This is a genomic window from Micrococcus sp. EYE_212 (genome assembly GCF_023147585.1).
Taxonomy (GTDB): Bacteria; Actinomycetota; Actinomycetes; order Actinomycetales; family Micrococcaceae; genus Micrococcus.
This window is the reverse complement of the sequence record NZ_JAHXOZ010000006.1, coordinates 78931-100289: the sequence shown is the minus strand read 5'-3', so window position 1 is coordinate 100289 and position 21359 is coordinate 78931. Positions and strand designations below refer to the sequence as shown.

The 21359-nt window shown below is 73.7% G+C and carries 20 protein-coding genes and 1 tRNA gene; 10 read left to right on the top strand and 11 right to left on the bottom strand.

What is annotated here, in order from left to right; translation table 11 throughout:
* Positions 1 to 63 precede the first annotated feature (63 nt).
* The gene (locus tag KZX60_RS05715) at positions 64 to 261 is read right to left on the bottom strand and encodes an MMPL family transporter (RefSeq protein WP_231936606.1); all 198 of its coding nucleotides are present in this window, start codon (positions 259 to 261) and stop codon (positions 64 to 66) included.
* Between the two features lie 111 nt (positions 262 to 372).
* Here KZX60_RS05715 and KZX60_RS05710 point away from each other — a divergent pair, with 111 nt between their 5' ends.
* On the top strand, positions 373 to 987 hold the full coding sequence (locus KZX60_RS05710; RefSeq protein WP_248116324.1) for a hypothetical protein: 615 nt from the start codon (positions 373 to 375) through the stop codon (positions 985 to 987).
* Between the two features lie 48 nt (positions 988 to 1035).
* The gene (locus KZX60_RS05705; RefSeq protein ID WP_010080226.1) at positions 1036 to 1401 is read left to right on the top strand and encodes a hypothetical protein; all 366 of its coding nucleotides are present in this window, start codon (positions 1036 to 1038) and stop codon (positions 1399 to 1401) included.
* Positions 1402 to 1498: 97 nt separating this feature from the next.
* Here the strand turns inward: KZX60_RS05705 and KZX60_RS05700 are convergent, their stop codons facing one another.
* Positions 1499 to 3661, bottom strand: coding sequence for an MMPL family transporter (locus tag KZX60_RS05700; protein ID WP_248116402.1), 2163 nt, complete (start codon positions 3659 to 3661; stop codon positions 1499 to 1501).
* A gap of 260 nt (positions 3662 to 3921) precedes the next feature.
* Between KZX60_RS05700 and KZX60_RS05695 the strand changes: the two genes are divergently transcribed.
* The gene (locus KZX60_RS05695) at positions 3922 to 4398 is read left to right on the top strand and encodes a MarR family transcriptional regulator (RefSeq protein ID WP_248116322.1); all 477 of its coding nucleotides are present in this window, start codon (positions 3922 to 3924) and stop codon (positions 4396 to 4398) included.
* On the top strand, positions 4395 to 4922 hold the full coding sequence (locus KZX60_RS05690) for a hypothetical protein (protein ID WP_248116320.1): 528 nt from the start codon (positions 4395 to 4397) through the stop codon (positions 4920 to 4922). The genes KZX60_RS05695 and KZX60_RS05690 overlap by 4 nt, the downstream gene beginning before the upstream one ends.
* Before the next feature lie 36 nt (positions 4923 to 4958).
* Here KZX60_RS05690 and KZX60_RS05685 read toward each other — a convergent pair whose 3' ends face one another.
* Complete coding sequence (locus KZX60_RS05685) at positions 4959 to 5603, bottom strand: TetR/AcrR family transcriptional regulator (protein ID WP_248116318.1); 645 nt, start codon at positions 5601 to 5603, stop codon at positions 4959 to 4961.
* A gap of 207 nt (positions 5604 to 5810) precedes the next feature.
* Here KZX60_RS05685 and KZX60_RS05680 point away from each other — a divergent pair, with 207 nt between their 5' ends.
* From KZX60_RS05680 to KZX60_RS05670, 3 genes are read left to right on the top strand one after another with little or no spacing between them, the layout of a single operon-like run.
* Positions 5811 to 9164 (top strand): MMPL family transporter, encoded by a 3354-nt coding sequence (locus KZX60_RS05680; protein WP_248116316.1) that lies wholly within the window; start codon positions 5811 to 5813, stop codon positions 9162 to 9164.
* Positions 9165 to 9193: 29 nt separating this feature from the next.
* Entirely contained in the window at positions 9194 to 10198 is a 1005-nt protein-coding gene (locus KZX60_RS05675) for an aminotransferase class IV (RefSeq protein WP_248116313.1), read from the top strand.
* 54 nt (positions 10199 to 10252) lie between these two features.
* Positions 10253 to 10531 carry a DUF4235 domain-containing protein gene (locus KZX60_RS05670; protein WP_248116311.1) on the top strand — a complete coding sequence of 93 codons (279 nt, stop codon included), beginning with the start codon at positions 10253 to 10255 and terminating at the stop codon, positions 10529 to 10531.
* Between the two features lie 17 nt (positions 10532 to 10548).
* Here the strand turns inward: KZX60_RS05670 and mnhG are convergent, their stop codons facing one another.
* The 8 genes from mnhG to dcd form a co-directional block, all read right to left on the bottom strand.
* Positions 10549 to 11007 (bottom strand): monovalent cation/H(+) antiporter subunit G, encoded by a 459-nt coding sequence (mnhG, locus tag KZX60_RS05665; protein ID WP_248116310.1) that lies wholly within the window; start codon positions 11005 to 11007, stop codon positions 10549 to 10551.
* Complete coding sequence (locus tag KZX60_RS05660; protein WP_248116308.1) at positions 11004 to 11363, bottom strand: monovalent cation/H+ antiporter complex subunit F; 360 nt, start codon at positions 11361 to 11363, stop codon at positions 11004 to 11006. The genes mnhG and KZX60_RS05660 overlap by 4 nt, the downstream gene beginning before the upstream one ends.
* The gene (locus tag KZX60_RS05655; protein ID WP_248116306.1) at positions 11360 to 12112 is read right to left on the bottom strand and encodes a Na+/H+ antiporter subunit E; all 753 of its coding nucleotides are present in this window, start codon (positions 12110 to 12112) and stop codon (positions 11360 to 11362) included. Before KZX60_RS05655 ends, KZX60_RS05660 begins: the two co-directional genes overlap by 4 nt.
* On the bottom strand, positions 12099 to 13730 hold the full coding sequence (locus KZX60_RS05650) for a Na+/H+ antiporter subunit D (RefSeq protein WP_248116304.1): 1632 nt from the start codon (positions 13728 to 13730) through the stop codon (positions 12099 to 12101). Before KZX60_RS05650 ends, KZX60_RS05655 begins: the two co-directional genes overlap by 14 nt.
* The gene (locus KZX60_RS05645; RefSeq protein WP_248116302.1) at positions 13727 to 14302 is read right to left on the bottom strand and encodes an NADH-quinone oxidoreductase subunit K; all 576 of its coding nucleotides are present in this window, start codon (positions 14300 to 14302) and stop codon (positions 13727 to 13729) included. The genes KZX60_RS05650 and KZX60_RS05645 overlap by 4 nt, the downstream gene beginning before the upstream one ends.
* A complete protein-coding gene (locus tag KZX60_RS05640) occupies positions 14299 to 17415 on the bottom strand; it encodes a Na+/H+ antiporter subunit A (protein ID WP_248116301.1) in 3117 nt (1038 codons plus the stop codon). Before KZX60_RS05640 ends, KZX60_RS05645 begins: the two co-directional genes overlap by 4 nt.
* Before the next feature lie 75 nt (positions 17416 to 17490).
* Positions 17491 to 18819 carry an MFS transporter gene (locus KZX60_RS05635; RefSeq protein ID WP_248116299.1) on the bottom strand — a complete coding sequence of 443 codons (1329 nt, stop codon included), beginning with the start codon at positions 18817 to 18819 and terminating at the stop codon, positions 17491 to 17493.
* Between the two features lies 1 nt (position 18820).
* On the bottom strand, positions 18821 to 19402 hold the full coding sequence (dcd, locus tag KZX60_RS05630) for a dCTP deaminase (protein WP_248116297.1): 582 nt from the start codon (positions 19400 to 19402) through the stop codon (positions 18821 to 18823).
* Positions 19403 to 19435: 33 nt separating this feature from the next.
* Between dcd and KZX60_RS05625 the strand changes: the two genes are divergently transcribed.
* From KZX60_RS05625 to KZX60_RS05615, 3 genes are all read left to right on the top strand, one after another.
* Positions 19436 to 19915: a TrkA C-terminal domain-containing protein gene (locus tag KZX60_RS05625; RefSeq protein WP_248116295.1), complete on the top strand. Its 480-nt coding sequence runs from the start codon at positions 19436 to 19438 to the stop codon at positions 19913 to 19915.
* 68 nt (positions 19916 to 19983) lie between these two features.
* Positions 19984 to 21225 carry a cation:proton antiporter gene (locus tag KZX60_RS05620; RefSeq protein WP_248116293.1) on the top strand — a complete coding sequence of 414 codons (1242 nt, stop codon included), beginning with the start codon at positions 19984 to 19986 and terminating at the stop codon, positions 21223 to 21225.
* Positions 21226 to 21281: 56 nt separating this feature from the next.
* Positions 21282 to 21355: transfer RNA gene (locus KZX60_RS05615), tRNA-Gly, on the top strand.
* Positions 21356 to 21359 lie beyond the last annotated feature (4 nt).

The window sequence follows — 21359 nt, the reverse complement described above, 5'->3', positions numbered from 1 at the left end:
CGCGCCCCCGTGCCCGGAGGGCCCGACCGCACCGCCGGTCGGGCCCTCTGTCGCCGTCCGGGCTCAGGCGGCCCGCGCCGGCCACCAGACACGCGGGCCGATGTCCCGGACGAGCGCGGGGATCAGCAGGGAGCGCACGATCAGCGTATCGAGCAGCACGCCGAACGCGACGATGAATGCCAACTGCACCATGAACATCAGCGGGATCACCGCGAGCGCGGCGAAGGTGGCCGCCAGCGCTACGACGGTGGAGGTGGCCACACCGCCCGTCACGTCTCCTCTTGACATCCACCACACAGGGAACAATAGTGTTCTGTGTCACTTATTCAAGGGGCAGGCGGCCACGCTACCTGCCCCCAGTAAGGAGACCCCATGTCGACCTGGAAGACCACTTTCGTATCGACGCTCACCGGCCTGGCCGTGGTGACCACGACCCTCGCCGCACCGAGCTTGGCCTCGGCGCAGTTCCGAGATGACCAGGTGACCCACCCCCAAGGACAACCCTCGACTGACAAGGTCGACGACGCTATGCGGCTCGTTCGTCAAGCTGAGATGGAGGACCCGGCAGGCTTCGCCCGACGGGTCGCAATTCTGGAACAGCTCGGGGACACATTCCGCCTGCCCCATGAGTCGACTCTTGGCTCCACCGACATGGATCGACTGGCGTTTGCAGCAACCGTGCAGGACCCCCTTGTCCTGCAGGGGCTTGTCGAGATGGTCTCTCGCGGAGACATTGAGATCATCGAAGGTACACATGGCGCCCCAGTCTGGATAAGCCATCTCGACCCGGAAGACCTGACGGCCTCCAAGGAACCCACCACCCAGGATCTTCCCGCGTGCCCCTCCGCATGGGCAGCTGCACTGGCATGGATCGGCGCAAACGCGCTCATGTGCACACCGCTCGTTTCTGTTCCGCCGGCGGCCGTCGGCTGCGCCCTCACGTTCGGAATCGGGGGGTTCATCATCGACGTAAATCAGGGGTGCTGACCTCCGGCGAGGTTGATGACCCCTCCCGTTCTCAGGAATGAGGAGATCATGGAAGTTTGGCGAATTCTCACCGCCGTGTTCCTTGGAGCAACTCTGGCCTCCGCCGGGGCCCTTGGAACCGCCCATGGGATCTGGGTGATCCTGCCTGCCCTGTGCGTTGTCGCGTTCCTCACCCTGGACTGGCGGGATCGCGATCGCCCTCGCCTGTCCACGCCACGCATGGCAGCCCTGCTCCTGGCCATCGCTGTCGGCTTGATGGTGCTCCCGCGCGTCGATTGGAGCCCGTACCCGATCATCCTGATCGCCTTCGCGGTGGCATCGGGCACCTTCACGTGGTGGGCGTTGGAGGACGTCGGGGCCCGCAGCCTCGATGTGACGACGGCATCCCCGGGTGAAAGCCACGCGCACACCTGAGGTGCGGCGTGCAACCACGAACCCACAGCCTGCGGCCCCGACGACACGTCGTCGGGGCCGCAGGCTATGCACCATGTGCCGAAGCGGAGGACCGCCCTCAGTCGACCTTCGCCGGCCACCACACCTTCGGGCCGATGTCCCGCACGAGCGCCGGGATCAGCAGGGAGCGCACGATCAGCGTATCGAGCAGCACGCCGAACGCGACGATGAATGCCAACTGCACCATGAACATCAGCGGGATCACCGCGAGCGCGGCGAACGTGGCCGCCAGGACGACGCCGGCCGAGGTGATCACGCCTCCCGTCACGGTGAGCGCGCGCAGCACGCCCGCCCGGGTGCCGACGCGCGGCGTCTCCTCGCGGGCGCGGGTCATGAGGAAGATCGTGTAGTCGATCCCCAGCGCCACGAGGAACACGAACCCGTAGAGCGGCACCGTGGGGTCGGCGTCGCCGAAGCCCATCAGGTGCTGGAACACGAGGGTGGAGACGCCCAGCGCCGAGCCGAAGCTGAGCGTCGTGGCGAGCACCAGCAGCACGGGCGCCACCACGGATCGCAGCAGCGCCATCAGGATCACCAGCACCACAAGCAGCACGAGCGGGATGACGAGGCGGAGGTCCCGCTGGGCGGTCTCGTTGGCGTCGAGGGCCTGCGCGGCCGTCCCGCCCACGAGCACCTCGCCCTCGACGTCGGCCAGGCTCTCCCGCAGGGCGCCCACGGTGCGCTCGGCCTCGAGGGAGTCGGCCGGGTCCGCGAGCGTCGCCGAGACGAGGACGCGGCCGTCGACGACCTTCGGCTCCGCGGGGGCGTCGGGCTGTCCCGCACCGGCGGGCGGACCGGCAGGGGTGCCCGCCGGGGGTCCGGCGGACTGCTCGGCCTCCAGCTCCGCCGAGGCGGCGCCCGTGGTCCCGCGCACGATCTCCAGCACGCGGTCCCGCTGCGCCTCAGGCGCGACGATCTCCGCGGGCGAGCCGGAGCCTGCCTCGAAGTGGCGGGAGAGCAGGCCCTGCGCGTCACGCGCGTCGGACTGCCCGAGCAGCACGTCGGTCTGGGCCACGCCCGAGGCCTGCAGCTGCGTGACGCCGGCGGCGAGCGCGAGGAGGACGGCCGCCGTCGCGATCCAGACGGTGCGCGCGTTCCGGGCGACGAGCGCGGCCACCCGGGTCCACACGCCGTGGTCCTCCTCGAGGCCGGCGATCGGCGCGCCGTCGCGGTCCTCGGGCTGGACGAACCCGCGGCCGCGGGCGGCCCGCTTCTCCCGACGGCGGCGGGCGCTCTCGGGAGAGGGGACGGTGGGCCAGAACGCCGCGCGGCCCATGAGCTGCAGCAGGGCCGGGAGCAGGGTCAGCGCCGCGAGCCACGCGAAGACGATGCCGGACGCGGCGATCGGGCCGAGCGATCGGTTCGAGTTGAGGTCGGAGACCAGCAGGATGAGCAGCGCCGCGGCGACGGTGGCCGCCGAGGCGGTGATCGCCCCGAACGAGCCGCGCACGGCGGCCATCAGGGCTGGCGCGATGCCGTCCCTCCGCAGCAGCTCCTCCCGATGGCGGGCCACGAGGAGCAGGCAGTAGTCCGTCGTCGCGCCGATGACGAGGATGGACAGGATGCCCTGGGACTGCCCGTTGAGCTGGATCCAGTCCGCGCGCGCCATCCAGTACACCGCGAGGATCGCGGCGCACAGCGCACCCATCGAGGTGAGCAGCACCAGGATCGGCAGGACCACGGAGCGGTAGACGGCCACCAGGATCACGAACACCACGACGAGGGCCACGAGCAGCAGCAGCCCGTCGATCCCGGCGAACGCACCGCCGAGCTCGGAGGCGAGCCCCGCGGGGCCGCCCACGTGCAAGGTCGCGTCCGCGGCCGGCGTGCCGGCCACGGCGGGTACGCCGCCCGGGTCCGCGAGCACGGCCTCGAGGTCCTCGACGACGTCGGCGGCCTCCCGCGGCGCCTCCTGGCCCGTGCCGATCAGTGCGAGGAACTGCACGGCCTGGCCGTCCTCGCTGGGGATCGGCCCGACGACGCGCTCGACGCCCTCGACCTCGCCGAGCCGTTCCCCGAGCGCCGCGAGGGCGGGGAAGGCCACGGCCGGATCTGACGTGGAGGCCTCCCCCACGATGATCGCGGGGACCGCCGAGCCGTCCCGGAAGCCGGCGGCCGCCTCGGAGGCCAGCGTCGACTCGGCGGTGGCGGGCAGGAACGTGGACTGGTCGTTCGAGGAGACCTCGGAGATCTTCCCGAAGGTCGGGCCGCCGAGGCCCATCGCGGCGAACCACACGAGCGCCAGCGCCACCGCGAGGCCGATCCGCAGGAGCCGGGACGGACGGGCGGCCCGCTCGTCACGGGCGCCGGGGGCGGCGGCAGGGGCGTCCGCGGCGCGCGACGGCTCGGGGCCGGGAGCGTCGGGGGCCGCTGCGGCGGGGGTCCGGTAGGGAGAGAGGTCGGGGAGGCTGCTCACGCGGGACAGCCTAGCAAGATGGTTTGATCATCGAACGATTCGACCCCGCCGGTAGGATCCGGGGGGTGACCACCCCCGCGGCCGACCGCCCTGAGCAGCCCCTCGCCCTCCTGGCGAGCCTGCGCGCCTTCTCCGAGGTGGCCGACCGGGCCGCCGACCAGGCGAGCCGCGCCCTCGGCCTGCACCGCACGGACCTGCGCGCCCTCTCGATCCTCATGCGCCGCACGAGCCGCGGCCTCGCGACCACCCCCACGGACCTCGGGCACGGACTGCACCTCACCCGTGCTGCCACGACCTCCGTGATCGACCGTCTCGTCGCCTCGGGGCACGCCCGCCGGGCCCGCTCGGCCACGGACGGACGCCGGGTCATCGTGGAGCCCACGCCCGCGGCCTCGGCGGACGGCTCGGCGGCGTTCGGCCCGATGGCCCGCCGCATCGCCGCCGCGCTCGAGGGCTTCGACGACGCCGAGCTCGCCACCGCCCTGCGCGTGGTGGACGCGGCCACCCGGAGCATCGCCCCGCTCGCCGAGGACGGACCGTGACCTCCCCCGCACCACCGGCGGGCCCCGTGCTCGTCGGCGTGGACGGCCGCTCCGGCGCCGGCAAGACCACCCTCGCGGCCGCCCTCGCGGCGCATCTGTCCCCGTACGCCCGCGTGGCGGTGCTGCACGTGGAGTCCTTCTACGCGGGATGGGACGGCCTGGAGGCGGTGCTCGACCCCGCAGGGCCGTACGTGACGGCGCTGCGGGACCTCGGCGCGGGCCGTGCTGCGCGGTGGCGGGCCTGGGACTGGCACCACGCCCGCCCGGGGGCCGGCCAGCGGCTCGAGCCGGCCGACGTCGTGGTGTGCGAGGGCGTGGGCGCCACGAGCGCCGCAGCCCGGCCCCACCTCACGCTGAGCGTCTGGCTCGAGCTGGACGAGCGGAGGCGCCGCGAGCGCGCCCTGGCCCGCGACGGCGGCGCGTACGCGCCGCACTGGGAGCGCTGGGCCGCGCAGGAGGAGCGCTACCTCGCGGCGCAGGACCCGGCCGGGGCGGCCGACGTGCGGACCTCGATCGGCCCCTGAACCGTGGACCGGGCCCACCGGACCGGCCCCTCGGCGTCACGCGTGGAGCCGCTCCTGCGCCACGAGCTCCACGAGCGCGGCGATCCACTCCTCGGTGATCGGCTCGGCGAACAGCACGCGCATGATCAGCTGCGCCCCCACGGTCTCGGCCAGCATCTCCCGGTCCACGCCCTCCGCGAGCACCGCGGTGCGGAACCGCTCGTGGAGGCTGTGCCGCAGCGGGGCCACGAGCACGCCGTGGATCTGCTGGCTCTGGCTGTCGGCCGTGGCGATCGCGCCCACCAGGGCCTGGGAGAGGTGAGTGGCGCCGCCGCCGTCGATCTCCACCGCCATCGCGCGCAGCCACGTGGCGAGGTCCGCGCGCAGGTCCCCGGTGTCCGGCGGCAGGGGCAGGGGGATGTCCAGGTACCCGGCGCCGACGGCCTCCACGAGCACGTCCACCTTCGTCCTCCACCAGCGGTAGACCGTCTGCTTGCTCACCCCCGCACGGGCCGCGATGCCCTCCATGGTGAGCTTCGCCTGGCCCGCGGGCTCCATGAGCTCGGCGGCGGCGCGCAGCACCGCCTCCCGGGACGCCTGGCTGCGGGGGCGGCCACGTCGGCGCGCGGCCGGGACCGTGGGGTCGTCAGACGTCTCCTGTGCTGCCGCGGCGGTGCCCGCCACGTCGCTGCTCTCCTCCATCCGAACGAGTGTAGTGACGGGTTCACGGGAACGCGGCGTCCTGTTGCGGACGTGCGAGGTCAGGCCGCCGGAGGAGAGCAATCGCACAGTCCCTCGATCACGATGAACGGAGCACGGCGCTCCGCTTACCTGTACGCTGAGCGCAACGCGGCGGCCCTCTGCCCCGCCTCCTCACGCCCCCTCTCGCTCCCTGGAGATCCCCGCCCCATGGCAAAGCTGCTCTACCGGCTCGGCCTCGGCGCCGCTCGCCGACCCATGATCGTGATCCTCGCCTGGGCCCTCGCCCTGGCCCTCGCCGTGGGCGGCTTCCTCGCCTTCGGCGGCACCCTCTCCTCCGCCGTCACCATCCCGGGCACCCCCACGGCCCAGGTCACGGACCGCCTCAAGGAGGAGTTCCCCGACGCCTCGCGCGGCACCGGCCAGGTGGTCTTCGCCACCGAGGACGGCTCCGCGTTCACCCCGGACCAGCGCGATCGGATCGAGCAGCTCCTGAGCACGGTCCGCGACCAGCAGGCCGTGGCCGACGTCGTGGACCCCTTCGACGTGCAGAGGCAGCAGGAGGACGCCCGCACCGCTCTCGAGGACGGTCGGCAGCAGATCGCCGACGGCGAGCAGGGGCTCGCGGACGGCCGCAGCCAGGTCGACGGCGGCCGGGCACGGATCGCCGAGGCGAAGGAGCAGGCCGAGGACGGGCAGGCGAAGCTCGAGGAGTCGGCCCGGCAGCTCGAGGAGGGGCAGGCGACGCTGGACGCCGCGCGCACCGACTTCCAGGAGCGAGGCCTGGCCGCCCTGCCGGAGGACGCCACCGCGCCCCTGCGCGAGGCCGAGCAGAAGCTCGAGGACGGCCGCGCCCGGCTCGAGCAGGGCCGGGCCCAGATCGAGGAGCAGGCGCCGAAGGTGGAGGCCGGCCAGGCCGAGGTCGACGCGAACCGCGAGAAGCTCGACGCCGGCCGTCAGCAGCTGGGCGAGGGCTGGGCCCAGTACGAGGAGGGCAAGGCCGAGCTCGAGGAGCAGCGGGCGCAGCTCGAGGCCGGCCAGGCCCGGCTGGACGCCGCCCGCGAGCAGGCCCTCGCGCAGGGCGAGGCCGCCGGCGTCCCTGCCGAGCAGGTCACTGGGCAGTTCGCCGCGCAGCAGGCCGAGCTGGACGCCGGCGCGGCCCGGATCGAGCGGGCCCAGGCCGAGCTCGACGCCGCCAACGCCGAGCTGAAGGCCCGCGAGGCGGAGGTCCAGTCCGGCCTCGAGCAGCTGAGCGCGGCACAGGCGCAGGTCGACGCCGGCCGCGAGCAGCTCGCCGAGGGCCGCGCCCGGCTGCAGGCGTCCGAGAAGGAGCTCGCCGAGGGTCAGGCCCAGCTCGAGGCCGGCCGCGAGCAGGCCCGCGAGGCCGCCCGCGCCGAGTTCGAGAAGCAGCAGGCCACGATCGACGAGGGCCGCGAGAAGCTCGCGCAGGGCAGGGCCGACCTCGAGTCCGGCCGCGAGGAGATCGCGGCCAACGAGCGGAAGCTGGACCAGGCCGAGGAGGATCTCGCCACGGGCCGTCAGGACCTCGTCGACGCCCGCACCCAGGCCGAGCGCGGCCAGCGCACCGTGGACCTCATGGAGGGCTACCGCGCCGTCTCCGAGGACGGCTCGGCCGCCGTCGGGATCGTCTCCTTCGACCAGCCGTCCATGGACGTGCCCGCGGAGGACAAGAAGGCCATCACGGGCGTCCTGACCGCGGCGGACATCGACGGGGTGCGGGTCCTGCCCTCCCAGCAGCTCAGCCAGACCGTCCCGCAGATCGTGGGGCCGGGCGAGATCGTGGGCCTCGTGATCGCCGCGATCGTGCTCGTGCTCATGCTCGGCACCTTCGTGGGCGCGGGTCTGCCGCTCGTGAACGCCCTCGTGGGCGTGGGGGTGGGCGCCGCCGGCGCGCTCGCCTTCTCCGGCGTCGTGGAGATGATGTCCGTGACCCCCGTGCTGGGGCTCATGCTCGGCCTGGCGGTCGGGATCGACTACGCGCTGTTCATCGTCAACCGCCACCGGCAGGAGCTGCGCCGCGGCACCCCGCTGCGCGAGTCCATCGCCCTGGCCAACGGCACGTCCGGCAACGCCGTGGTGTTCGCCGGCCTCACCGTGATCATCGCGCTCGTGGCGCTCAACGTCACCGGCATCCCGTTCCTCGGCCTGATGGGCACCGTCGGCGCCGCGTGCGTGCTCGTGGCCGTGCTCGTGGCCGTCACCCTGACGCCCGCGCTGCTCTCGCTGGCCGGCACGCGCGTGCTCTCCCGCAAGGAGCGCACCCGCCTGGAGGCCCTCACCCCGTCGGGCGAGGGCTCCCACACGGCCCCCCTCACCGGTGCTGACCCCGCCGAGGCCGCCCATGCCGTGCGAGGCGCGCACCGCTCGCCGCGGATGTCCACCCCCGCCGCGGTGGCCACGACCCTGGGCGCGATCGCCCTGCTCGTGGCGGTCTCCATCCCCTTCTTCTCGATGCGCCTGGGCCTGCCGGACGGCGCGTCCGAGCCGGTCGGCTCCGACGCCCAGGTCTCCTACGAGATCATGGCCGACAAGTTCGGCGAGGGCTACAACGGCCCCCTCGTGGTGACCACGGACCTGCCCGAGGGGCTCTCGGAGGAGCAGGCGACGGACGCCCAGCTCGCCGTCGGCGAGCAGCTCTCGGCACTGGACCACGTCGGCGCGGTGGTGCCGGCGGGCTTCAACGAGGACCGCACCCTGGGCATGCTGCAGCTGCTGCCCGAGGAGGGGCCCAACGCGGTCTCCACCGAGGAGCTGGTGCACGAGCTGCGCACGGTGGAGCCCGCGGGCGAGGCCTCGAACCTGGCGGTGGCGGGCATGACCTCCGGGGCGATCGACGTCTCGGAGAAGCTCGCCTCGGCCCTGCCGCTCTACCTCGGCGTGGTGGTGGGGCTGTCCCTGCTCATCATGATCCTGGTGTTCCGCTCCATCCTGGTCCCGCTGATCGCCACCGGCGGCTTCGTCCTCTCGGTGTTCGCGGCCATGGGCGGCGTGGTGGCCATCTACCAGTGGGGCTGGCTGGGCTCGGTGTTCAACGTGCACCATGCGGGCCCGGTCCTGAGCTTCCTGCCGACGATCATGATCGGCGTGCTGTTCGGCCTGGCCATGGACTACCAGCTGTTCATCGCGTCCGGCATGCGTGAGGCCTACGCCCACGGCCAGCCGGCCCGCAGCGCCGTGATGAGCGGCCTGCGCGCCGGCCGGTCCGTGGTGATCGCCGCCGCGATCATCATGATCTCCGTCTTCGGCGGCTTCGTGTTCTCCCACGACGCGATGATCCGGCCCATCGGCTTCGGCCTCGCCTTCGGCGTGCTGCTGGACGCCTTCGTGGTGCGCCTGCTGCTGATGCCCGCGCTGATGCACCTGCTGGGCGAGTCCGCCTGGTGGCTGCCGAGGTGGCTCGAGCGCATCATGCCGGACGTGGACGTGGAGGGTGCCCAGCTCGAGCGCCACGGCAGCTCCCACAGTCCCGCCGACGCCGCCGCGGAGGGCCTCCCTGCTGCGACCGGGGCCGGATCCGAGTCGGGCGGCCCGCACCGCGCCTGAGCCTGCGGGACCGGCACTATCCTGGGGCCATGCCCGCCGACTCGCCCTTCGTCCCTGCCGCCCACGAGCCCGTGCTCGTCCTGCTCGAGCAGGATGCGCACGGGCTCGTCCGTCCCCGGGTCGCGGACCCGGACGTGCCGCACCTGCGCGTCACGGACCAGGGCGTCACGCGGGGCGACGGCCTGTTCGAGACCGCGCTCGCCGTCGCGGACGAGGCCGGGACACTGCGGATGCGCAAGCTGCGCGCCCACCTCGGCCGGCTCGCCTCCTCTGCCACGGCGCTGCGCCTGCCCGCGCCGGACGCCGCCGCGTGGGAGGCCGCCGTCGACGCCGGCCTGCGCGCCGTCGAGGCGGCGAGCCGCCCCGCGCCCGGCGCGCGGCTCTCCGTCCGGCTCACCGCGACGCGCGGCCCCGAGGCGACGCCGGGCACGGCGCCGCACCCGACCGCGTGGGTGCTCCTGACCCCGGTGCCCGCCCCCGACGAGGCCGAGCGCCGCGCGGGCGTCCGCGTCCTCCTGCTGGACCGCGGCATCGACTCCACCGCCCCCGAGCACGCCCCCTGGCTGCTCACGGGCGCGAAGACCCTCAGCTACGCCGTGAACATGGCCGCCCTGCGCCACGCGCGCGCCCACGGGGCGGACGACGTGATCTTCACGAGCTCGGACGGCTTCCTCCTCGAAGGTCCCACCTCCACCGTGCTGATCGCGCGGCACGATCCGGACGGCCGGCGCCGCCTCCTCACCCCCCTGCGGCAGAAGGGCATCCTGGCGGGCACCTCCCAGGCGGTGGTCTTCGCGGCCGCGCACGCCGCGGGCTGGCGCCTCGGCTACGGCCCCCTCGTCCCGGCGGACCTCGAGGACGTGGACGGGATCTGGCTCGCCTCCTCCGTGCGGGGCGTGCTCCCCGTGCGCGCGGTGGACGGGCGCGAGACGCCCGTGGACCCCACCCTGACGGCCCGGCTCCAGGCCTGGCTGGACGCCGACGGCGATCCGGGACACCACGTCAGCGGGGACCCGGTCACCTCGGACGCCTGATCCCCCCGCGCTAGGCTGACTCCCGGACCGGTCCCACCCCACGGAAGGCGCACCATGAACACCATCGCCCAGAAGATCCTCTCCACCGGCATCACCCTGGCCGGCGGAGTCATCGGCTCCCGCCTCGTGGCCGGGGGCTGGAAGCTCGCCACCGGGCACGACGCACCGGACGACGCCGCGGACGAGACGCTGCCCCTCGTGGAGGCGCTCTCCTTCGCCTTCATCTCCGCCGGCGTGGCCGCGCTCATCAAGGTGGCCGGACAGCGCGGCGCGGGCACCGCGATCCGCAAGGCCTCCGAGAAGACCGCCCGCCGCGGCGCCAACGAGGTCTGAGACCCCGCGCGACGGGCTCAGCCCGTCGGGCTCCCACCGCGGTCCGGGCCGTGCGGCGCGTCCTCGCCGCGCTGCGCCGCGGACGGGCGGCGGGGGCGACGCCGCGGGGCGCCGCCGTCGGCGGCCTCCACGCGGCGGGCCGCCGCGGCCAGGTCGTCGCGGTGCAGCAGCCCGTGCTGGGCGTGCTTGGTGCGGTAGCCCGTGCGCCCCACCAGGTGGGAGGCCACGGGGGCCGTCACCATCTGGGCGACCCACGCCAGCAGCAGGATGGGCGCCCACGCCCACGAGCGCCAGAGCACCGCGAGCCCCAGGAGCATGAGCAGCAGGCCCAGCACCTGGGGTTTGGCGGCCGCGTGCATGCGGGAGAGCAGGTCGGGCAGCACGAACAGGCCCACGCCGGCCACCAGGGAGAAGAAGGCGCCGGCCACGATCAGCAGGGCGGCCAGCCAGTCCAGCAGCAGCAGCGGGTCCGTCATCGGTCTCCCCCCTCGGCGGGCGCGTCTTCCGAGCCCGGGGTGTCGGTGGTGCCGGGCACGAGGGAGATCTCCTCCCGCATGTGCTCCGGGCGGCGGTCCTCCACGAAGCGGGCCACGGTCACCGAGCCCACGAAGCCCACCGTGGCGGCCAGCACCACGAGGACGATGTCATGGGTGTGGCGGTGCACGGCCATCTCCAGGACCAGGGCCGAGGAGAGCACCACGAGCAGCACGTCGATGGCGATCGCCCGGTCCAGCAGGGACGGGCCCCGCACGATCCGGTGCAGCGCGGCCACGGCGCCCACGAAGAGCATCGCGCCGCCCCCGTAGGCGGCCACGGTCATCGGGTCGATCATGCGCGCTCCTCCTCCGCCGCGGGCCCGTAGGCGGGATGCCGCCGGTTGCCCGCGATCTCGGCCCGCGGGGGCGCCGAGTCGGGGAAGCGGCGCAGCAGCTCCAGGTCCGTGCGCGAGCCGACCGCCTGGATGATCCCGGCCTCCACGCGCAGGGCCTTGGCGCGGACCGCGGCGATCTCCTCGTCCGTCGTCACGTTCAGGCAGTGCAGGTACAGGGTGGCGTCGGCGCGGTCCACGTCCAGCACGATCGAGCCGGGCACCAGGGCCAGGGCGTGGCTGACGAGGGTGATCAGGAGGTCGTCGTGGCTGCGCAGCCGAACGCCCACGATCGAGCTGTGCACCCGCCTGCCCCGCGTGAGCACGACGGCGGACACCGAGAGCGAGGAGCGCACCACGTCCGCGAGGAAGCGGCCGGTGAACACGAGCGCGTGCCAGGGGCTGAACCGGCGGCTGAACGGGATCGCGGGCATGGGGAACACCACGATCACCAGCGCGGCGAAGAGGAGTCCCGGCAGCAGCACGTGCAGGCCGAAGTCCTGCCACAGTGCTCCCCACACCAGGGTGAGGACGAGGGCGAGGGGCCACTGGCCCAGCACGGCACGGAGACTGCCGGGCCGGGGCGCCGCGCGGGCGGAGCCCAGGCCCGCGGGAACGGCCGGGTCCGCGGGGACGGCCGGGTCCGCGGTCTCCTCCCGGTCCCGCGACGGCGCCGTGCGCGGTGCCGGCGGGCGAGGGTCAGCGGTGGGCATCGTGCACCTCCGTCGGGTCGTTGCGCAGGCTCTCCGCGGCGCGCTCCGCGGCGTCCTCGCCCAGCACGGCGCCGATGTAGGGCGTGCGCTCCAGCATATCCGTGGCGGCGCGGTCCGCGAGGCCGTAGAGGGGTCCCGCGAGCACGGTGAACGCGACGCTGAGGGCCACGATCGCCGCGGTGGGGACGACGAGGCCGGCGCTGAGGCGCTTGGGCCGCTCCCCCCGCTCGAGGACGCGCTGGTACGCGGCCACGAGCTGGGCCGGCGGATGCTCCACGTCCTCCACCCTGCGCCAGAACGCGCGGGTCCACACGCGCACCATGACCAGCAGCGTGAGGAGCGAGGCGAGGACGGAGACGATCACGAGCGTGTACGCGAGCGGTGCGCCCTGCTCCACGCCGCCGCGCAGCAGGCCCACCTTGCCGAGGAACCCGGAGAACGGCGGGATGCCGCCCAGGTTGAGGGCGGGGATGAGGAAGAGCAGGCCCACGAGCGGGGAGACGCGGGCGAGGGAGCCGAGGCGGTCGATGTTGGCCGTGCCGGCCCGGTTCTCAATGAGCCCGGTGACGAGGAACAGCGCGCTCTGCACCGTGATGTGGTGCGCCACGTAGAACACGGTCGCCGCCAGGCCCAGCTGGGTGGCCAGCCCGAGGCCGAAGATCATGTAGCCGATGTGGGAGACCAGGATGAAGGAGAGGATGCGCTTGATGTCTGTCTGCGCGAGGGCCCCGAGGATGCCCACGATCATGGTGAGCCCCGCGACCACCAGCAGGAGATCGTTCACGTGCTCCCCGGGGAACAGGAGGGTCTCCGTGCGGATCATGGCGTACACGCCGACCTTGGTGAGCAGTCCCGCGAACACGGCGGTGACCGGTGCCGGAGCCGTGGGGTAGGAGTCCGGCAGCCAGAAGGAGAGGGGGAACACGGCGGCCTTGATCGCGAAGCCCACGAGGAGCATCACGTGGAGCACCATCTGCATGTCGCTCGGCAGCTCGCCGAGCTTCACCGCCAGGTCCGCCATGTTCACCGTCCCCGTGGCCGCGTAGATCATGGCGATCGCGATGAGGAACAGCACGGAGGAGACGACGGAGACCACCACGTAGGTGACGCCCGCGCGCATCCGCTGCGCCGTGCCGCCGAGCGTGAGCAGCACGTAGGACGCGGTCAGGAGGATCTCGAAGCCCACGTAGAGGTTGAAGAGGTCGCCGGCGAGGAACGCGTTGGACACGCCGGCCACGAGGATCAGGTACGTGGGGTGGAAGATCGAGACGGGCCCGCCCTCGTCGCGGCTGATGAGGCCCTGCGCCGAGGCGTACAGGAGCACCGCGAGGGTGATGATCGTGGAGACGAGGAGCATCAGCGCGGAGAGCCGGTCCACCACGAGCACGACGCCGAGCGGTGCGGGCCACCCGGCCAGCTCCACCACCGCCACGCCCGCCTCCCACACCGCGGCGAGCAGGGCCGCGTTCAGCACGAGCGTGAGGAAGAGCGCGAGGACGGTGACGCTCACCTGGGCCCGGGGCCGGCCCACGAGGGTGAACGTGACGGCGGCCCCGAGCACCGGCAGCATGACGGCCAGCGGGGCGAGGTCGGTGAGGGGCACGGAGCCGATCGTCATGGGCGCTCGCCCTCCTGGTCCTGGGGCCGGCCGCGACGCTTCCGTGCCGACGGGGCGGTGCGTGCCGCCGCGGCCGGGCGGACGGACCGCCGCTCCGGTGCGCGGGGCGCGTCCGGGGTCGCGTGCTCGTAGTGCGCGTTCGGGTCCGCGGCGTCGTCGATGAACTCGGAGGACTCCTCCACGAGCACCGAGTCGTCCTCGACGTCCCACGCGGGCTGGCTGGCGATCTTGACGTCCTCCGCGTCCACCTGGATCAGGTCCTCGCGGCTGATGAGCCAGGAGCGGTAGATCATGGCGGTGAGGAAGGCGCTCGTGGCGAAGCCGATGACGATCGCGGTGAGGATGAGGGCCTGCGGGAGGGTGTCCGCGTAGGCCCGGGGGTCCGTGCCCTCGATCCGCAGGGGCGCCTGCCCCACTCCGCCCGCGCTCGCGAAGAGCAGGAGGATCGCGGCGTTGTTGATGAGCATGATGCCCAGCAGGATGCGGGTGAGGTTGCGCTCCAGCACGAGGTAGATCCCGCACGTGAACATCACGCCCATCGCGGCCAGCAGGGCCAGGTCCACGGTCGTCATCGGGCGGCCTCCTGGCCGGTCGGAGTGGACGGAGTGGGCAGGCGGGGGTGCCGGCGGCGCTCCGCGGCGCGGCGGCGGGCCCGGCGGGCCGCCTCTCCGCGCCGGTCCACCTCGCCGCCGAGGGAGCGCAGCACGTCCATGACCAGGCCCACCACCACGAGGTAGACGCCCACGTCGAACGCGGTGGCCGAGACGAACTTGAGGTGGTCCCCGAACAGGGGCAGGCCGTGGAGCTCGAGGGCGTAGGACTGCAGGATCTGGCCGCCGAAGAAGACGGGGGCGATGCCGACGAGCGTGGCCAGGCCCAGGCCGAGGCCGAGCATCGCGCCGGCGGGGATCAGCGAGGCCTCCTGGAGCTCGAACCGCCCCCCCGCGAGGTACCGCAGGGTCAGCGCCAGCCCGGCCAGGAGGGCGCCGGCGAAGCCGCCGCCCGGGGTGTTGTGCCCCGCCAGGAGGAGGTAGAGGGACATGAGCATCATGATCGGGAACATGAAGCGCGTGACCACCTCGAGGATGATCGAGCGCCGCTCGGGCGCCATGGTGCGCCCCGCCACGAGCCACTGGTTGTTCGTGTCGTCCACCGCGAAGGCGCGGACCACGGTGAGCTCCCGGACGCCGAGAGCGGAGTCGGCGCCGAAGTCGCCCACGCTCCCGGAGCGGACGTCGGCGATGTCCTTGCCGGGGCCGTCGCGGTGCTGCAGGAAGACGAGGGAGGCCACGCCCGTGGCGGCCGCGGCGAGCACGGTGATCTCCCCCCACGTGTCCCACGCGCGGATGTCCACCAGCGTCACGTTGACGGCGTTGGTGCCGTAGCCGAACTCGTAGGCGAGGTCCGGCATGGGCACGGAGATCCGCTCCGCGGTGCGGGCGGCCAGGGACGTGGCCGCGACCCACACCATGACCGCGGAGAAGGACAGGGCCAGCAGCAGGCGGGTCAGCCTGCGGTTGCCCTCGCGTCGGGCGAGCCACTCCGGCGGGAGGACGCGCAGGCCGAAGATGAGGGTGACGAGGACGACCGACTCCACGAGCACCTGCGTGATGGCCAGGTCCGGGGCGCCGCGCATGGCGAAGAGGGCGGCCGCCCCGTAGCCCGTGACGGACACGAGCATGACCGCCATGAAGCGGCGGTGGGCGCGGACGGTCGCCACGGCCGCCACGCACAGCAGGACCGCCACGCCCAGCTGGGCCGGCGACTCCGCGAGGACGATCCGGGCGTCGAGGAACGAGGTGGCCAGGACGCGATCGGAGTCCCCCACCGGCAGGAGCAGGAACCCCAGGGGCAGGACGGACGCGCACGCGAACATGATGGCCAGGTAGCGGCGCAGCGAGCCGGTCTGGGTGCGGCCGGTGACCCACACGGCGACCTCGTCGAGGACGCCGATGAGCCGGCCGTAGGTCCGGGCGGCGTCCACGGGGGACTGCAGGCGGGCCTGGAGGGCCTGGACGGGGCGGCGGGTCCACGCCAGCAGGGCGCCCAGAGCCCAGATGCCCGCCGAGACCGCCAGGATCGGGGTGAAGCCGTGCCACAGTGCGAGGTGCGCGGGCTTCTCACCGGGCGACGCCGGCGCCAGTCCGTGCGTGGCCGCCTCCACGAGCGGCGCCACGCTGCCCGGCACGAGCCCGAGGACCAGGCACGCCACCGCGAGCACGGCGGCGGGTCCGAGCTGCAGCGCCGTGACGGGCGAGTGGAACTCGGTGACGGGGCGGGGCCCGCCGACGCCGGGCTCCTTCGCGTCCCGTGGGTCGCGCCGCCCGAACGCGCCCCACACGAACCGCCACGTGTACGCGAACGTGAGCACGGAGCCGACCGCCATGAGCACGAACGGGGCCCAGGCCCAGGCCCCGGCCCCGTGCTCCCCGTGGGCGGCCAGGGTCTCCAGCACGGACTCCTTGGCCACGAAGCCGAACAGCGGCGGCAGGCCGGCCATGGAGGCCGCCGCCAGCACGGCGACGCCGGCCAGCACGGGGTGGCGGCGGCCGATGCCGGAGAGCTCGCGCAGGTCGCGGGTGCCGGCTTCGTGGTCGATCACGCCCACCACCATGAACAGCGGGGCCTTGAAGATCGCGTGGGCCAGGAGCATCGCCAGGCCCGCCATCGCGGCGTCGCGGGTGCCCAGGCCGTTGGCCACCATGAGGAAGCCGAGCTGCGAGACGGTGCCGTAGGCCAGGATGAGCTTGATGTCGTCCTGGCGCATCGCCCGCCAGCCGCCCAGGAGGAGGGTGGCCAGGCCCACGCCGAGCACGAGCGTCTGCCAGGAGACGAGGGTGGCGAAGGCGGGTGCCAGGCGGGCCACGAGGAAGACGCCGGCCTTCACCATGGCGGCCGCGTGCAGGTACGCGGACACGGGGGTCGGGGCGGCCATGGCGGCCGGCAGCCAGAAGTGGAACGGCGCCTGGGCCGACTTGGTGAGGGCACCGAGCAGCACGAGCGCGACGGCGGCCTCCAGCATCCCGCGCACCGCGGCGTCCGCCACGAGGGCCGGCGCCGCGGCCAGCACGCCGGAGACCCGCCACGAGCCGGAGAGGTGGGCGAGCATGACGAGGCCCACCAGCATGGCCAGGCCGCCGAAGGTGGTGACGATCAGGGCCTGGATGGCGGAGCGGCGGGCGAAGATCCGGTGGCCCGAGTAGCCGATCAGCAGGAAGGACAGGACGGAGGTGATCTCCCAGAAGGTGTAGAGCACCATGAGGTCGTCCGTGGTGACGAGGCCGAACATCGCGCCCGCGAACGCGAGCAGCTGCCCGCCGAAGACGCCGCTGCGCCGCTCGTCGGGAGCGAAGTAGCGGGCGCAGTACGCGAGCACGAGGGCGCCCACGCCCAGCACGATGAGCGACATGAAGGCGGCGAGCGCGTCCAGGCGGAAGGCCAGGTCGATGTCCAGGTAGGGCACCCACGGCACCGTGCGCTCCAGGTGCGCCGCCTCGGCGGGCGCGGGGGCGCCGGCGTCGAGGGCCTCCTGCAGGGCGAGCACGTGCGGCAGCTGCGCGAGGACCCAGAGGAATCCCGCGGCCGGGACCGCGGCGAGGAGGTAGAAGCCCTGCCGGCCCGTCCACCGGAAGATCGCGGGAGCACAGAGCGCAACGGCGAACAGGGCGATGAGGGTCAGCAGCATGGGATCCCCGGGGCAGACGGGCGGTGGAGGGCTGTGGCCACTTTACGGGATCGGGCCGCGTCGGGCGGGACGGGCTCAGTCGGCGGCGGGGGCCGCGGCGCCCGACTCGGCCGCGCCCGGCTCTGCGACCCCGGCGAACAGGGCGGCGCCCGCCACGAGCACGATCCCGATCACGGGGATCACGGCGCGGTTGTCCGGCTGGACGGCGAGGGCCACGGAGACGAGCGCCGGGGTGATGAACCCGACGGCGCGGCCCGTCGTCGCGTAGAGGCCGAACACCTCCCCCGCCGTGCGCGGGGTGGTCACGCGGCCGAGGAACGCGCGCGAGGCGGACTGGACCGGGCCGACGAAGAGGCACAGCACGAGGCCGCCGATCCAGAACGCCGTGGTCCCCGAGGCGAGGAACAGCGCCGCCGCCGTGAGGACCATGGCGAGGAGGGAGCCCAGGATCACGCGGCGCGGGCCGATGCGGTCGTCGAGCCGCCCGCCCGCGAAGGCGCCGAGCGCGGCCACCACGTTCGCCACGATCGCGAACACGATGACGTCCGCGGGGTCGAGCCCGTACACCGTGGTGCCCAGGATCGCGCCGTACACGAACACGGCGCCCACGCCGTCGCGGAACACCGCGGAGGCCACGAGGAACCGCAGCGTGTTGCGGTCCTCGCGCCACATGCGGGCCAGGGTGCGGCCCAGCCCGGCGTACGAGCCGAGGATCGTCTCCCGGCGCGGACGTCCGTCCGCGGCACGGGCCGGCGGCGGGTCCGGGACGACGACGAGCACCGGGACCGCGAAGACGAGGAACCACGCCGCGGCGACGAGCGCGACCACGCGGATGTTGAGCGCCTCGTCCTCGCCCACGCCGAACCAGTGGGCGTCCCCGGAGACGAAGCCGAGGTAGACGATCAGCAGCAGCACGATCCCGCCGAGGTAGCCCGCGCCCCAGCCGATGCCGGAGACCCGTCCGATCGTGGCGGGCGTGGAGATCTGCACGAGGATCGCGTTGATCTGCACCTCGGCGAACTCGAAGAACACGGTGCCCAGCGCGATCAGGGTGACGCCCAGCAGCAGGGAGGACTCGTGCGGGGTGACGAAGAAGCAGGCCGCGGTGCACGCGATCACCGCGGCGGTGGTGAGCCCCAGCCACAGGCGACGGCGGCCGGCGCCGTCCGCCTGCCGGCCCAGCACGGGCGCGGTGAGGGCGATCAGCACGCCCGCGAGCGCCATCGCGGCGGAGAGCCACGCCGTGCCCCGCTCGTCCGCCCCGAACGCGTCCGAGGCCAGGTACGTGCCGAACACGAAGGTGACCATGACGGCGTTGAAGGAGGCCGAGCCCCAGTCCCACGCCGCCCACGCGAGGACCTGGCCGCGCCGGGCGACGGGGGCGGGGGCCGGCGTCGTGGCCATCTCAGCGCTCGATGCGGGTGATGTGGAAGTTCTGGAAGGAGCGGGAGGCCGTGGGGCCGCGCTGTCCCTGGTACCGGTTCTGGTAGGCGCCCGCACCGTACGGCGTCTGCGCCGGGGAGCTCATGCGGAAGAAGCACAGCTGGCCGATCTTCATGCCCGGCCACAGCGTGATGGGCAGGGTGGCCACGTTGGAGAGCTCGAGCGTGACGTGGCCCGTGAAGCCGGGGTCGATGAACCCGGCGGTCGAATGGGTCAGCAGGCCCAGCCGCCCGAGCGAGGACTTGCCCTCGAGGCGCGCGGCGACGTCGTCGGGGAGCGTGACCTGCTCATAGGTGGCACCGAGCACGAACTCGCCCGGGTGCAGGATGAAGGGCTCGTCCGGGGCCGTCTCCACGAGGCGGGTCAGCTCGTCCTGCTCCTGCGCGGGGTCGATGTGCGCGTAGCGGTGGTTGTCGAAGAGGCGGAAGAAGCGGTCCAGGCGGACGTCCACGGACGCAGGCTGGACCATCGAGGGGTCCAGCGGGTCCAGGCCGACCCGGCCGGCCTCGAGCTCGGCGCGGATGTCGCGGTCGGAGAGCAGCACGGCGCCAGTGTATCCGGCGCTACAGTGTGCGCCATGAGCATGCACGAGACCGCCCTGCCGGGCATCGGCGTCCGCCGCGAGCTCGACCTCGCGGACGGCCGGCGGATCGGCGTCGTGATCCACCGCGACGGCACCACCGACCTCTTCCTCGCCGACGCGGACGACCCGGACGCGTGCGCCGCGGCCGTCGCCCTCTCCTCGAGCGAGGCAGCGAGCCTCGGCGGGCTCCTGGCCGGGCCGCAGCTCGTCTCCCAGTTGGAGGGCGAGCACGCGGACCTGCCCGGCATCACCACGCGCCAGCTCATCCTCCCGGCTGACTCCCCCTACGCGGACGCCGAGCTCGGCGCCACGAAGATGCGCACCCGCACGGGCGTGTCCATCGTCGCCGTCGTGCGGGCCGGGCAGACCCACCCCTCCCCCGGCCCCGACTTCCTGCTCGAGGGCGGGGACCTGCTGATCGTCGTGGGGACGAGCGAGGGCACCCGGACGGCCGAACGCCTGCTCGACGCCTGACCCGCCCCGCCGGACGAGCCCCCGAACGGGGCCCGCCCCGCGCACGCCGACCCCGGAGAGGAGCGCCCATGGACACCACCGTCCTCGCGCTCATCGAGCTCGGCGCGGTCCTGCTGCTGCTGGGCATGCTCGGGCGCCTGGCCGGGCGGATCGGCATGTCCCCCGTGCCGCTCTACCTGCTCGGCGGGCTGCTCATCGGCGTCGCCGGGCTGCTGTTCCCCACCGCGGACGAGGCCGGGGTGGTGCACGGCCCCATGGAGCCGATCGCCGAGTTCAGCCACCTGGCCAGCGAGATCGGCGTGGTGCTCCTCCTGCTCATGCTGGGCCTGGAGTACTCCGCCCGCGAGCTCGTGGGGGGGCTGCGCGGCTCCTGGAAGGCCGGCCTGCTCGACGTGGTCCTCAACGTCACCCCCGGCGCGCTCGCCGGCCTCCTGCTCGGCTGGGGTGCCGTGGGCGCGGTGGTGCTGGGCGGCATCACGTTCATCTCCTCCTCCGGCATCATCGCGAAGGTGCTCGGCGACCTGGGGCGTGTGGGCAACCGCGAGACCCCCGTGATGCTCTCCATCCTCGTGTTCGAGGACCTCGCCATGGCCGTCTACCTGCCGCTCATGACGGCCCTCGTGGCCGGCAGCCCCCTCATGGCCGGGCTCACGGCGGTGGGCGTCGCCCTGGTGGTGGTCACCGTGGTCCTGCTCGCCGCCCTGCGGTTCGGCCCGCAGATCTCCCGGCTCGTCCAGTCCCCGGACCAGGAGACGTTCCTGCTCAAGCTCCTCGGTCTCGCCCTGCTCGTGGCCGGCCTCGCGGGGGCGCTCCAGGTGTCCGCCGGCGTGGGCGCGTTCCTGTTGGGCATCGCGATCTCCGGGGCCGCGGCCAAGCAGGCCCGCTCCGTGCTCGAGCCGCTGCGGGACCTCTTCGCCGCCCTCTTCTTCGTGCTCTTCGGGATGAACACGGACCCGCGCGCCCTGCCGCCCGTGCTGCTGGGCGCGCTCGCCCTCGCCGTCGTCACGGCCGCCACGAAGGTGGCCACGGGCTACCTCGCGGCGCGCGCGGCGGGCATCGGCGTCGCCGGCCGCTGGCGGGCGGGCGCCACGCTGACCATCCGCGGCGAGTTCTCCATCGTCATCGCGGGCCTGGCCGTGGCCTCCGGGTCCATGGCGCCCGAGGTCTCGGCGTTCGCCACGGCCTACGTGCTCCTCCTCGCCGTGGCAGGGCCCGTGCTGGCCCGCTACGCGGACGGCTTCGGCCGCTCCCGCGCGAAGCGGGCGAGGGAGCGGGCCGCCGCTGCCGGCCGGGGGCACGCGACGGCCTGAGGGCGGGCGCTGGTGTAGGGTGGTGTCCGCGCCGCAGGCGAGAGCCGAGCGGTTGCGCGGGCGTAGCTCAATGGTAGAGCGCTTGCTTCCCAAGCAAGATACGCGGGTTCGATTCCCGTCGCCCGCTCCACCGA